Origin of the sequence: Acidisoma silvae (genome assembly GCF_020618775.1) — a bacterium.
In the GTDB taxonomy this organism is placed as follows: domain Bacteria; phylum Pseudomonadota; class Alphaproteobacteria; order Acetobacterales; family Acetobacteraceae; genus Acidisoma; species Acidisoma silvae.
In genome coordinates this window covers 94,008-106,496 of sequence record NZ_JAESVB010000001.1, presented here as the reverse complement: position 1 = coordinate 106,496, position 12,489 = coordinate 94,008, and the positions used below count along the sequence as shown (strand labels likewise).

The following is a 12,489-nucleotide window of genomic DNA, read 5'->3' as shown; positions in this document are numbered from 1 at the left end:
CTGAAAAGACCCCTGCGCCCGGCAAAAGTACTACCGTGAAAACTCAGATTATCTCGCCGCCCCGATCTGGCGGCAGCGCGCCACGATCACCAGAAAGCGGCTGTTTTCGGCCAAAACCGGCATGCCGGGGGGCGCCTTGGGGGCGCCTGTTTTGCCCTGCGCGCATGGTTATTGAGCGGCAGCCGCGCCGCCAATTCATCCGAATGGCCGAGGCGCATTATCTGCACGGCTTATCCTGAGACGTCTGACCGTCGCTGCGTCAGCGGGTGGCAGGCTTGGCAAAGATCTCTTCGCCCATGGAGAGGGTCATGGGACCGTCCAGCATGGATTTCGCCCCCCACAGGAAGCGCTCCATCACGCCGGAATTGAGGTGCAAGTCCAGGGCGGCGCGGGAGGTGAAGCGCCCGAGCAGAGTGAAGATCGCCTTGTCCTGCTCATCGGCCAGAATACGGAAGTCGACCGTCTCGGTCTCCTCCGACTGAACGAATTCAGCGAGATCGAGCAGGGCCTCGCGGATAGCGCCTTCGTAACCCGGCTTTGCCCTGAGAATGGTGGTGCTGCTGATCATAAGGCCTGTCTCGTCAGTCCCGGGCGTCGGGTGTCATTGTCGCGACGGCGACCATACCGGCCTCCGGCGCGAAGGCCCAGAGCTAATTCCGCGACAATATGACCAGGTCACCCGTCAGACAGTAAGACAATATTCAATATTTTTTGCGATGATTCACTGCCGTCGCATGCCGCTCATCCGGCAGAAAACCTCTGCCTGGAAAGGTCATTTATTGAACCCGGCTTGGACACAGCGCCTGCATCGCGATGCTTATGTCAAATCCACGAGAAATATGACGCATGTAAAGAAATTCGAAAGCAAATCAATCAATAGCTTGCCAGGCCGCCCGCGCGGTCAGTGCAGCTTGAGGCTGCCTACAGGTGGCGGCTGACCGTTTTCGAATCTGGGAGGCGTAAGGTGATAATCGTCGGCGTCGTCAGGACCCTCAACGAGGATGACATCATTGAATCCGTATTACGCCATCATCTGAAACTCTGCGACAGGATTATTGTTCTTGACGACGGCAGCAATGACGACACCGCCGTCATTGTCCGGTCAATGATCGAGGAAGGCTTGCCGCTCGATCTCATTGAAATTCGATGCGTCGTATTTGACGAGGGAAATCGGAATACCTTCCTGTTCAACCGGGCGCGCGATCATCATGCCGCGGATTGGGTGATCTTTTTCGATGCCGACGAGTTTCTGGACATGCGGAATGCGGGCCTGTCCTTGCGTGCATTTCTGCAAAGCGTTCCGGGCGAGGTCGATGGCGTGCAAGTCCGTCTCGTCAATTATATGGATGCGATGACCGATAACGAGCATGAGCTGGTTGTGCCCGCACGCATGGTCTGGCGGCATACGGTGCCGCATGACGTCCATAAAATCATGATGCGCGCGGGAACCGGCATTACCATTAGACCGGGGAACCACAGCGCGGATCGAGAGACCGGCTCCCTGACCATCATTCAAAACCAGGATATTTTATTTGCCCATTACCCCCGCCGTTCCGGTTGGCACGACATCTATAAATGGGTCATCGGCCGGCTGAAAATCACCGCCGCCGGCGCTAAGGAAACCTCCCGGGGCACGCGGACGCATTACATCGCGCCTTTCGGGATATTGCTCGAACGGCCTGAGCAGATCATCCAGAATGAAGGATTTTTCAGGCAGACGCCCAATGAGCGCATCATGTCCCAAAATCCGATCGACTATCTCGGCGGTGCGTTAAGATACACGCGCGTGACAAACTATAAGATGAAATGCGTCAGCATGATTCTGAAATATTCTTACGAACTGGCGACCGAATTCGGGAAATTGGTCGACACTGATCAGGCCGCGCGCAAGCGGATAGACGACAGTCTCAAAATCGAGCCCTGACCAGCGAGCCCCTCGCCGCCTTTGTCATCGGGACGGCACGATTGCGGTCGGCGCTGACACTTTGCACAATTTAGGACGGGCGTCAGTCCTGGCGCTAAGGCTTGCGATGCCCCAGCCCAGCCGCTAAGGCAGACGTGATGGTTCCCCGCGAAGGGATTAAACGGGAATGCGGTGCGGGCGACGAGCCCAAAGCCGTGGCTGCCCCCGCAACTGTAAGCGGCGAGTCCTGCGTCATGATGCCACTGGGGCAACCCGGGAAGGCGATGCCGGATAAAGACCCGCGAGCCAGGAGACCTGCCATCGACAGGCGTCAAAGCATTCACACCGGGCGGGGTGCCTCGGTGGGTTCAGGACCTGCTTTCCTGAACCGGTCTGCAGAGACAAACGCCGTTTGAAGGCAGTTTTGTTATGTTAAAAACTCTGAGGCTTGTCTTTAACGACGCTGCCGCCGATGTGCGCGGCAAAGTCGTGGGAATGTACAGTTTCCTGATTGCCGCGAATATCGGCGCCTGGGTCTGGGCAATCGCGGCTTTTCATAACCGCCCTGTACTGCTCGGTACCGCCCTTCTCGCCTATAGCTTCGGCCTGCGGCACGCTGTCGACGCCGACCATATCGCAGCCATCGACAATGTAACGCGCAAGCTGATGCAGGAGGGTAAACGCCCGGTCACCGTCGGTTTCTTCTTTTCCATCGGCCATTCTTTGGTACTGCTCATCGGCACAGGCATCATCGCGGTCGCCGTGGTTGGCCTGCAGAAAGGGTTCAACGCCTTCAATGACGCCGCCGGCATCATCAGCACCGTGGTCTCGGGCAGCTTTCTGCTGATCATGGCCGTCATGAACCTGATGATCGCGCGTGGCGTCTGGAAGACCTATCGCCATGTCCGGCGTGGCGGCCAATATGACGACGACAGCTTCAATATTCTGCTCAACAATCGCGGCCTAATCGCGCGCCTGCTGCGCCCGCTGTTCCGGCTCATCGATCACAGCTGGCAGATGCTGCCGGTCGGCTTTCTGTTCGGTCTTGGCTTCGACACCGTCACAGAGGTCAGCCTGCTGACCGTCGCCGCGACGGAGGCCAGCAAAGGCCTTCCGGTCTGGTCGATCCTGGCTTTTCCGGCGCTTTTCTCAGCCGGCATGTCGCTGATCGACACGACCGACGGCATCCTCATGCTTGGCGCCTATGGCTGGGCTTTCGTAAAGCCCATTCGCAAACTCTATTATAATCTGACCATCACGATCGTCTCTGCCATCGTCGCCATTCTCATCGGCGGGATCGAGACGCTGGGCCTGATTGCGGGCGAGCTGAACCTGCAGGGCTGGTTCTGGGACCGGATGGGTGACCTGAACAATAATTTCGGCCTGCTCGGCTACGGCATCATCGCCATTTTCGCCGCAGCCTGGATCATCTCCTTTGTCATCTACCGGGTGAAGAGGCTCGACGATATCGAGATCAGCCAGACGGGTAGCGCCAAGCCCTGACCGCCGTTCTCCAAACGAGCGGGGGGCAGAAAGCTCCCGCTCGTCCAGGCAGGCGCGGCAGGCGCCGTCTCAATTCATATTTTGATATGCGGGAGGCGGTCGAACCGGTTTTGCCGAGTATTCGTTTCAATCGCTCGATGATGCCGGGATCAATGCACGACAAACGGAGCTCTAGCCGTGAAGAGCTAGCTGCCGTCTCACCACAGGCCTTCCCTAAAGCGTCACGATTGGCCATAACACGGGCCGCATCACAAAGGCGTGAGTCCTCGTAGAAAACAGGAACGATCTCGACGCATAAGATTTTCGCATGCTCATGTTTTCGCAGAAAATTTTTCAACTTTAGTATTAAAATTAGGCCTTTTGGGTGGGTCCAGCGTTGCAATGCAACAATTTCGTGATAGGTTTCGGCCTGCTTGCGAAGATAGACGCATCCATCGAGGCAAGATTCACGATGAACAACAACGCTGCGCAGAAACTCGCAGGACTTCTCTATGGCAATATTTTGCATCGCAATGCCGATGCTGAAGGCTATGACTTTTATGTGAGAAGCCTAAGCGACGAGGCGATGCCGCTGAAAACGATGATTGTAGAATTTTATACCTGCGAGGAATTCTGCCAGAAATTCGTTGTCAACCAGACGCCTAACGAGCTTGGCCGCAATCTGCTGGCAAGTTTCTTCAACATCACCGATATAACCATCACGGACGTCAAAGCCGTGACGGACAGCCTTATCAGACAGGGATTGCCGGCCGTGGTCACCGATCTTGTCCACGACCACCGGTTCTTCGATCGCCACGGCAACCTAGGGGTGCCTCGCTATGCCGAAAACGCCCAAATCTACAGCTAGAACCAAGGCAAAGGTTACCCCGCCCGCGCCCGCCGCCGAGGAAACGACGCCACCGCGCACTGCAAAATCGACGACAACTCTGGTGCTGGCCGATCTGACGTTGCAAGACGGCGTCTTGGATTATGTATTCGATACGGAAACCGGCGTCAGCGAAAGCGACAGGATTGAGGCTTTCGCGGGAGATTACCTGATCGGCACCACTTCGGTCAGCAAGGGCCGGGGCGCCAAGGCAGTGCCGTCCGCGCAGATATCGTTGCGCGACCTGCCCGTCATGGAATTTCCGACCGAAATCCGCTCTCTCCTGGCCCGTACCGGGCAGGAAATTGCCGCGACCGTTCCGCTGCGCGATAAGGCCGCGCTGCTGCAATCCGTCGGTGCACCGACCGTCAAAGTTGACCTGACATCCGTCAGCGACCGTGCGGTATCCTTCGATCTGACGATCGAGACGCTACCGGAATATGCCCGCGAATGCACCCTGTATGTCAACGGCGCCGAAACCGGCACCGCCGTCTCAAAACCCCGCCCCTTTGTCGGCCATCCGTCCGCTATCACGCACGAAATCGCCTTTCCGCTGCGGGCGCTTCTGCGTGACGGCGCCTATGTCGAAATCACCGATATCGCGACCGGCACCGGCATCTATGCCAGCTCCATCACCTGGATGAACATCATGGGGCCGGTGCTGACGGATTTGAAACGCCTACAGGCCCGCTACGATGAGTTGTCGTCCTTTTTCGAGCGCGCGCAGTCGCGTATGGACACGATCGCCAATATCAGCCGTGACAAGCAGCTGCTTGACCGCCTGGATATGTTCTATTTCCTGATCAATGACCGGCTCGATCGCGAGGTCAAGTTCCTGGCCGGCAAAATCGACCCGGCGCTGGCGCAGCAGATGACGGCCGAACGGGCCGCCGCCGTCGAGGAAGACATCGCGCGACGCACGGCCCATGACATCGACGGCGTCGGTTTCTACGAGGTTGAATCGGACGGACGGGCCTTCTGGCGCTGGTTCGGCCCCGACGTGACCCTTTTCCTGAAAGACGTCAATCCCACGGCCCGCGCGTTGCGCCTGCAATTCGGCGCGGTCGGCAGCGGCGTGCGGTTTGATGACGCGAGCGGCAGCCTGAACGGATTTCCGATTCAAGCCGAATTCAGCACGGCCCCCGAGGGCTATAGCGAAATCACCTTCCCCATCGCTCCGGGCAGCGTGCGGTCCGACCGCGCCATTATCCTCAACCTCACCTTCAAACAGGCCTACCGGGCGCCGGGCGACGCGCGCGCCTTGAGTGCGGCCTTTGTGGCAGCGCAGATTTTCTTCAGCTAGCCGATCAATGTATACAATTTGCACGCCCTGGCCGCCACAAGCGAACGGCATCGCGGATTATGCCCACGAGCTTGTGCGGCATGGGACGCGCCCCGTGGGCGTCATCACCCAGGCCATGCAGCCGGTCCTGCCGCCCGGCCCTATCCGCGTCTTTTCGGACCATGAGCCGGAAGCCTTGCGGCAGTTGGAGCGCGGCCGGAACATCTTCCATTTCGGCAATAACAGTGACCATGTTTTTCTCGTGCCGCTGTTTCACCGCTATGGCGGCGTCGCCGTCGTGCATGACGCGACGCTGCATTATCTGGCCGAATGTACCAATGACGTCATTCCGGGCTTCTTCGAGGCCAGCCTGGCCGAGGAGCAGCCGCAGCGCGCGGAAGCCCTGATGCGGCTATGGCGCCAGCCCGGCTTCAAGCGCGTGATGGACTATCAGGAGATCAAGCTGCTGTCCTGGTTGAATCGCGCCAGCGCCATCATCGTGCATTCGCATTTCGCGGCACGGGTGGTGGGGGCGCGGCTGCCGGGCATGCCGATCCATGTCATCCCGCATTTCGCCTATCCCTCCGCCATCGGACCGGATGGGCAGGCGCCGCTGAAACAGGCGGCCCGCACGCGGCTGAATATCGCGCAGGATCGTTTTGTCGTCACCACGCTCGGCTTCGTGACGGCGAATAAGCAATATGACGCGATCATCCGCGCGATGATGCAGCTCCCCGCCGATCTGCGCGCCCGCGCCACCTTCCTCATCGCGGGCCAGGTGAGGCCGCATGAATATGATGTGGAGCGCGTCATCGATCAGTTCGGCATGCGCGGCCAGGTGATGCTGACCGGTTTCCTCAGCGAGGCGCGGATGCGCGATGTGCTGCTGGCCAGCGACCTCATTTGCAACCTGCGCTATCCGACCTTCGGCGAAAGTTCGGGCTCCCTCTCCCGCGCGCTCGGCCTCGGCTGCGGCATTGCCGTCACCGATACCGGCTCCTATGCCGAAATGCCGGCCGGCACCTGCTTTCGTATCCCGGCCAAGGCCGATCCGAGCCGGGAACTGGCCGAGCTGTTCGGCCAACTGATGACCGAACCCGCCATCCTGCGGGCGCATCGCCAGGCCGGCTATGCTCATGCGCGCGATGATCTGTCCCCCGCGCTGATGGCGCGCCGCTATGAAGAGATCGTCCATGGATAGCGCGGCCCCGATCAGCCCGTCCGTGATCCGCAATATCGTGCAGATCAACCCGACCGCCGACGCGCTTGGCTTCGCGGCGGCCGGTTTCGCGGCGGAGGCCCGCGTGCTGCGCCTGTCGGAACTCGGCCCCGACCGGCTGATGGTCCGCATGCTGCCGCCCGCCGGCACGGATATCAGGATCTGGCTGCCGGACCGCACGGTTCTGGCCCAGGGGCCTGAGGCCGTGATGCCCTTGCTGGACAATCTGCGATCCTGCCGCCTGGCGGTGGTGCATCGCGTCGACCATCCGGCCCGCGTGGCCAGCCTGCTTGACCGCATGGGCGCGGACGCCATCTGCCTGTCGCCCCAGGTCTCCGCTGCTTGGATGCCGGACCTCACCCGCAACGGTCTGGCCGCATGCGACCTCGGCTTCGATATCGCGGCGTGCGGCCTCACCGGTCTGCGCCTTTTCGCCAATGAGATCGGCGCCGCCGCGCTGACCGCTGGCTTTCTGACATTGGACGGCGCCCGCCGCCGCCGGCTGCGCGAAACGGAGCGCGTCTATGACGTCGAGGATTTCGTGCCCTGCCACGGTCTTTATCCCAATGAGCGGGATGACTGGGGCCGCTGGGCCTGGACCGGGCCGGAAACCATCGCGACCTTCCTGGCGCCCATGCATGGTGGCGCGCGGGCGCGGCTGACCCTGTTTTTCTTTGCCAATAAACGCCCGCTGGATGCCGCCAATCTGCGCGTTCTGGTCAATGGCCGCAGCTTCCCCTGCCGCTATGTCCCGGACGAATTGAAGATCGAGATTGCGGTGGAAGGATTGGGCGACGCCGCCTTCGCCCGCTTCGACCTGCTGCAGGCGGCCATGGTGCCGACCGAGGATCATTCCCGCCGCCTCGGCTTCGCCTTGCATAAGCTGAAGGTGGAGACAGAGCTATGAGGGTGCTTGTCATCACCCCGACGCCGACCCATCCGGCGACCCAGGGCAATCGCGTGCGCGTGGCCCAGGTGGCAGGCGCCATGAAGGATGCCGGGGCGACCGTCGATCTGCTCTATTACGCGATCGACGGCAGCGATCAGGAATCGATCAATGCCATGCGCGCCGCCTGGGACACGCTGTATCTGGTGCCGACCGGCGGCTTTCGGCCGCGCCGGGCGCATCCGGCCTATTGGGGCGTGGATGACTGGGTGAGCCCCAATCTGCTGCAGGCCGTGCGCTTTCTGGCCGAGACCACGCATTATGACGCCGTCATCGTCAATTACGTGTGGTGCTCGCTGCTGCTGGATTGCTTCACCGACCCGCGCACGCTGCGCATTCTGGATACGCATGATGCCTTCGGCGGCCGCCATGAGGTGGCGCGGCAGGCGGGCATGCAGCCGCACTGGTTCTATACCTCGCTGGAGGAGGAAGGCCGCGGGCTGGACCGCGCCAATCTGGTTCTGGCCATTCAATCGGACGAGGCACGGCATTTCGCCGCCATTACGGCGACGCCGGTTGTGACCATCGAATACGCCGCCCCGCCGCATTATCTGCCTGCGACCCAGGCGGACAGCCTGACCATCGGCTATCTGGGCTCCGGCAATCCGTGGAATGTGCGGAGCGTGGAGGAATTCGACGCGGCTTTGGCCCTGTCCCTGGCCGAGACGCCGCGCGTCGCCTGGCCGAAACTGTATCTGTTCGGCGGCATCACCCGATCCGTCAAGGATCTGAAGGTCTTCCAGCCTTTAGGCATGGTGGATGACGTGGCCGACGCCTATGGCGTGCTGGATATCGTGGTCAACCCGATGGTGGGCGGCACCGGGCTGAAGATCAAGACGGTGGAGGCGCTGGCCTTCGGCAAGCCCGTGCTGAGCACCAAGGCCGGCGGCGCCGGGCTGGAGGCGATCCACACCGACCTGCTGCATGACGATCTGGCGGGGATGATCGACCGGCTGCATCATCTCATCGACCACCCGGAGGAGGTCGCCCCGCTGGCGGCCAGCATGCGCGCGGGGTATCAGGCGTTTTATGATAGCGTGCATGAACGGCTGGGGGATTTGGCGAAGCGGGTTGGGCATGATCGCTAAGCGATATCATAGACTTGCCGATGGCTATGGCGCTGGCCAAGCCTTGGCCATTGTCATGCACCGCCCTTCCTTATAGGGAACAGTGTGATGCAAGACATCGGATAGAGACGAAAGGCTATTAGCTGATGACTGTCTTTGCCTACCAGCTGATGGCACGGAGTAAGTGATGGACGCTATCTTGCGGGGCGTGCTCCAAAATCTGCCGGAGAGCGGGGCCGAAAGCTGGTCTGCGCTTGCGGCAGTCATGAGCGCGCTCAGTCTATCCGCGGCAGACGGCCAAACCAGATTCTGGAATGCCTTTCGGGAAATTGGATTGCGCTATCTTGATAGCCTTCCCGACGATCAGGCATCCGGCCGGCCCCAGATCAAGAGATTTCTTGAAACGACGACCTTGGATGACGTTGCGCATTTCGTTAGGCGCGACCGCCATGTCTGGCATAATTGCCTTCACGTCGTGCGCCAGGACGGCCAGTGGCTGGTCTGCGACGGCCTATACAACGGCACGATGCTGCTGACGAAAGACGAGAGCACGGAAGACCTGCATATCGCCGGGCAGCATTCCGAGCGTGACCCGTCCCTGTCCGTCATCCAGGACGAGCAGACACGCAATCTTTATAGCAAATTGCACGGCCGCACGCCTCGCACCCTGGTGATTTTGGCGAATGGCCGCCCAATCGACCAATCCGTCAGCATTGCCAAATTCGCGACCTTCTTCGCGTCCGAGGACATCGCGCCCACCGTTTCCGTGCATCAATCGCGCGTGACGGCCTATTTCGACCCGGCCATTTTCCCCGAAATGAAAATGCGCGGCGAGATCGAATATTTCGATCCCAAAGCCTGGCATCAGCGGCGAAACAGCCTGCACGAAGGCACGTCGATTGTCGAATCAAGCTACCTGCCCGACAATAGCTGGGACACGCAGGCCGCTTTGATGCGGCAGGTGCAGTCTGCCATCTGGAAAGAGGCCGGCGCACCGGCGGCTTACGTCGACCCGCGCGAAAATCTGCGCCTTTTCTGCTCCCTGGAATTCGAAAAGCGGTCCTGGGCCGAACAGATCGACGCCTTGCTTGATGTTTTCAAGAAAACCAAGACGATAACAAAGAAGCTGACGATCGTCCTCAACGGCATGACCGGCACCATTTTCCCGGACGCATCTGCCAAGCTTGAGGAACTATACGCCGGCATCTTCAAGCTTGAGAAAGAGATCGCCCAGACCTGGCGCGATGCCCTTGGCGATTTCGTGACAATCGAATTCCTGGGCGGCAAGGATCTTGTGAGTAAGGTGCGGGCATCACAATCCGCCCATTTTTTCCTGGCCCCGGCCGGCACGGCGGCCCTTATTGCGCTGATGGCGAATGTCAAAGGCGTCTTTTACAGCCATCCGCGCCTGCACGGCCATTTCGCAAACCAGCTCAAGGGTTTTCCCAACGGGCATTTGATCTGCCGCAAGACGACCCGGGAGGAAACCGGCGAGCATGGCGGCGTGATGAACTACGAATGGTCGGGTGCTGCCGGCCAATCCTACAGCATTTCATCCGAAGCCTTCATGGCCGAAGTTTGGCCCGCTTTGACCAAGAGACTGTCCGAATAGCGGAAGACCGGAAAGCAGGCGCATAAAGGCTGCTCTCGGCCTCATAAGCGTTGCAGCTCGGTAAAGAATCGGGTGTCATGTCGACGATGACGGGCCAAGGAATTTTGCCGTGGTAACGAAATTGCTTGAATTGGCCAGAGCGGACGTGGATTCGGCCGCCGTCGCGACGGCGGTTTCCAGTGTGTCGCGTGCCATTGCCATCGAACAGCAGGGCCTTGCCGCCATCCTGGGGGCGTTGGACGCGGGTCTGGCGGCCGCCTTCGCCCGCGCCGCCGCCGTGATCAGCGCAGCGACTGGAACCGTCATCGTGACCGGCATGGGCAAATCCGGCCATATTGGCCGCAAGATTGCCGCTACGCTTGCCTCCACCGGCACACCCAGCCATTTCGTGCATCCCGGTGAGGCCAGCCACGGCGACCTGGGCGTTATCCGTGACAATGACGTTGTTCTGGCGCTGTCCTGGTCCGGCGAGTCACCGGAACTGGCCGATATCGTTGCCTATACGCGGCGCTTTGGCGTGCCCCTGGTGGCGATCACGTCACGCCCTGACAGCGCCCTGGGCTCCGCCGCCGATATCTGTCTGGCCTTGCCCAAAAGCCCGGAAGCCTGCCCCAATGGTCTGGCGCCGACGACCTCCACCACCATGCAGCTTGTGGCGGGCGATGCGCTGAGCATTTTCCTGCTCGAGCAGCGGAAGTTCTCGGCCGAGGATTTTCACCAGTTCCACCCCGGCGGCAAGCTGGGCGCGAAGCTTCTGCAGGTTCATGCGCTGATGCATACCGGCGACGAATTGCCCATCGTTCCCACCACCGCCAGCCTGTCTGACGGAATCATGGAAATGACATCCAAGCGCTTCGGCGTCACGGCTGTGGTGGATGACGGGGGCAAGCTGGCTGGCATTCTGACAGACGGCGATCTGCGCCGCGCCTTCAAGAAAGGTTTTGTCGATCAGCCTGTGCAGAATACCATGGGCAAGCGCCCCTATACGCTGCCGCCGGAAGCGCTGGCGATGCAGGCCCTGGCCATCATGAACGATGCGAAGATCACCTGTATTTTCGTCGTGGATAACAAGAAGCCGGTTGGGCTGGTGCATATTCATGATTTGCTGAAAGCCGGCATCGCCTGACCGGCCGGACAGAGCCGTGCTACAGGCTTGCCGCTTCGCCTAACCGTATTTTTCGACTACTAGAAGGCAAGACCGTCACGATGGCCAGTTTCACCAATTCTCCATCGCGGCAGAAGCTTCTGAAGGCCGTCAAAGATCATTTCGAGTCGAATGGATGGTTTGTCGAGACGGTTAGGAATGACTACCAAGACTACAGTGTTTCGATTGGAAAGATAAAATTTGCCGTCCTTTGCGTTGATGAAAATCGTGGAAATTTTCATGATTCAACAAACATACTGACCAAAATAGAGCGAGCATCAGTAACTATTCGCGGACATTGGAACCGAGTGCTGATTACCGTTCTCGACAGAAATTTTCTTAATGTTCCGTTGGATGACCTTCGATCCAAAAGAGTTTTCGTAACTACGATGCCGCAACTGGATGAAGTTTCTGCACTTGGTATATATGCACAATCTGAACCGGGACAAATGACACCTTTGCAGGAAGACCTTCTCACAAGCGAACTTCAGTATGGAATTTTTGTATCTGACCGATATCAGAAGAAGGGGGATCAAGACCGCGCAATTACGTGGGCGCAACATGCGACAGCAGCCGGCACGGGAATAACAGACGCTCATCTCCATCTATTTTCGCTCTACAGAAAATATCAAAAATTAGAAGAAGCTGATAAAATTTCCAAAATAATCACAGATCGCTTTGGAGATAATCCTAAATTTATCAAGATGATGGTTTCTTATTCAAAAGAGCGAGGAGACACGATAGCGGCAGTCACCTGGGAAAATAAACTCTCCGGTAGCAATCTGATTCCGCGAAATATACAGGACATCCTTACGATACAGCGGTCCCGCCAAGCCGATAGCCCCGCAGAAAACATTACGCCGAAAAGGCCGGAATTAAATGCTCCTTCACACAAATCGGGACTATTAGCGCGCATTGTAACCTCGCTTAAGAGCAGGCATTAAAAGA

At 59.2% G+C, this 12,489-nt stretch carries 11 protein-coding genes and 1 riboswitch; of the genes, 10 read left to right on the top strand and 1 reads right to left on the bottom strand.

Annotation, left to right across the window (positions count from 1 at the left end; all coding sequences use genetic code 11):
- Positions 1 to 259: 259 nt before the first annotated feature.
- On the bottom strand, positions 260 to 568 hold the full coding sequence (locus ASILVAE211_RS00470) for a putative quinol monooxygenase (RefSeq protein WP_227319325.1): 309 nt from the start codon (positions 566 to 568) through the stop codon (positions 260 to 262).
- 336 nt (positions 569 to 904) lie between these two features.
- Between ASILVAE211_RS00470 and ASILVAE211_RS00465 the strand changes: the two genes are divergently transcribed.
- The 10 genes from ASILVAE211_RS00465 (at position 905) to ASILVAE211_RS00420 (ending at position 12,485) form a co-directional block, all read left to right on the top strand.
- Positions 905 to 1,924, top strand: coding sequence for a glycosyltransferase family 2 protein (locus ASILVAE211_RS00465; protein WP_227319324.1), 1,020 nt, complete (start codon positions 905 to 907; stop codon positions 1,922 to 1,924).
- A 123-nt stretch (positions 1,925 to 2,047) separates the two neighbouring features.
- Positions 2,048 to 2,240, top strand: a riboswitch (cobalamin riboswitch).
- A gap of 92 nt (positions 2,241 to 2,332) precedes the next feature.
- Positions 2,333 to 3,406, top strand: a complete 1,074-nt coding sequence (locus tag ASILVAE211_RS00460) for a HoxN/HupN/NixA family nickel/cobalt transporter (RefSeq protein ID WP_227319323.1) — start codon at positions 2,333 to 2,335, stop codon at positions 3,404 to 3,406.
- A gap of 451 nt (positions 3,407 to 3,857) precedes the next feature.
- Entirely contained in the window at positions 3,858 to 4,253 is a 396-nt protein-coding gene (locus ASILVAE211_RS00455) for a DUF4214 domain-containing protein (RefSeq protein WP_227319322.1), read from the top strand.
- Positions 4,254 to 4,368: 115 nt separating this feature from the next.
- The gene (locus ASILVAE211_RS00450) at positions 4,369 to 5,574 is read left to right on the top strand and encodes a hypothetical protein (RefSeq protein ID WP_227319321.1); all 1,206 of its coding nucleotides are present in this window, start codon (positions 4,369 to 4,371) and stop codon (positions 5,572 to 5,574) included.
- A gap of 94 nt (positions 5,575 to 5,668) precedes the next feature.
- Positions 5,669 to 6,754 (top strand): glycosyltransferase family 4 protein, encoded by a 1,086-nt coding sequence (locus ASILVAE211_RS26260; RefSeq protein WP_227319320.1) that lies wholly within the window; start codon positions 5,669 to 5,671, stop codon positions 6,752 to 6,754.
- On the top strand, positions 6,747 to 7,679 hold the full coding sequence (locus tag ASILVAE211_RS00440; RefSeq protein ID WP_227319319.1) for a hypothetical protein: 933 nt from the start codon (positions 6,747 to 6,749) through the stop codon (positions 7,677 to 7,679). The genes ASILVAE211_RS26260 and ASILVAE211_RS00440 overlap by 8 nt, the downstream gene beginning before the upstream one ends.
- Positions 7,676 to 8,806 (top strand): glycosyltransferase, encoded by a 1,131-nt coding sequence (locus tag ASILVAE211_RS00435; protein ID WP_227319318.1) that lies wholly within the window; start codon positions 7,676 to 7,678, stop codon positions 8,804 to 8,806. The genes ASILVAE211_RS00440 and ASILVAE211_RS00435 overlap by 4 nt, the downstream gene beginning before the upstream one ends.
- Before the next feature lie 391 nt (positions 8,807 to 9,197).
- A complete protein-coding gene (locus tag ASILVAE211_RS00430; RefSeq protein ID WP_227319317.1) occupies positions 9,198 to 10,397 on the top strand; it encodes a hypothetical protein in 1,200 nt (399 codons plus the stop codon).
- 109 nt (positions 10,398 to 10,506) lie between these two features.
- Entirely contained in the window at positions 10,507 to 11,523 is a 1,017-nt protein-coding gene (locus ASILVAE211_RS00425) for a KpsF/GutQ family sugar-phosphate isomerase (protein ID WP_227319316.1), read from the top strand.
- Positions 11,524 to 11,603: 80 nt separating this feature from the next.
- A complete protein-coding gene (locus ASILVAE211_RS00420; protein WP_227319315.1) occupies positions 11,604 to 12,485 on the top strand; it encodes a tetratricopeptide repeat protein in 882 nt (293 codons plus the stop codon).
- Positions 12,486 to 12,489: the final 4 nt, after the last annotated feature.

Coding starts and splice junctions, on each gene's coding strand:
- ASILVAE211_RS00435 (WP_227319318.1), top strand. CDS start 7,676: ATGAGGGTGCTTGTCATCACCCCGACGCCGACCCATCCGGCGACCCAG.
- ASILVAE211_RS00460 (WP_227319323.1), top strand. CDS start 2,333: ATGTTAAAAACTCTGAGGCTTGTCTTTAACGACGCTGCCGCCGATGTG.
- ASILVAE211_RS00440 (WP_227319319.1), top strand. CDS start 6,747: ATGGATAGCGCGGCCCCGATCAGCCCGTCCGTGATCCGCAATATCGTG.
- ASILVAE211_RS00420 (WP_227319315.1), top strand. CDS start 11,604: ATGGCCAGTTTCACCAATTCTCCATCGCGGCAGAAGCTTCTGAAGGCC.
- ASILVAE211_RS00470 (WP_227319325.1), bottom strand. CDS start 568: ATGATCAGCAGCACCACCATTCTCAGGGCAAAGCCGGGTTACGAAGGC.
- ASILVAE211_RS00455 (WP_227319322.1), top strand. CDS start 3,858: ATGAACAACAACGCTGCGCAGAAACTCGCAGGACTTCTCTATGGCAAT.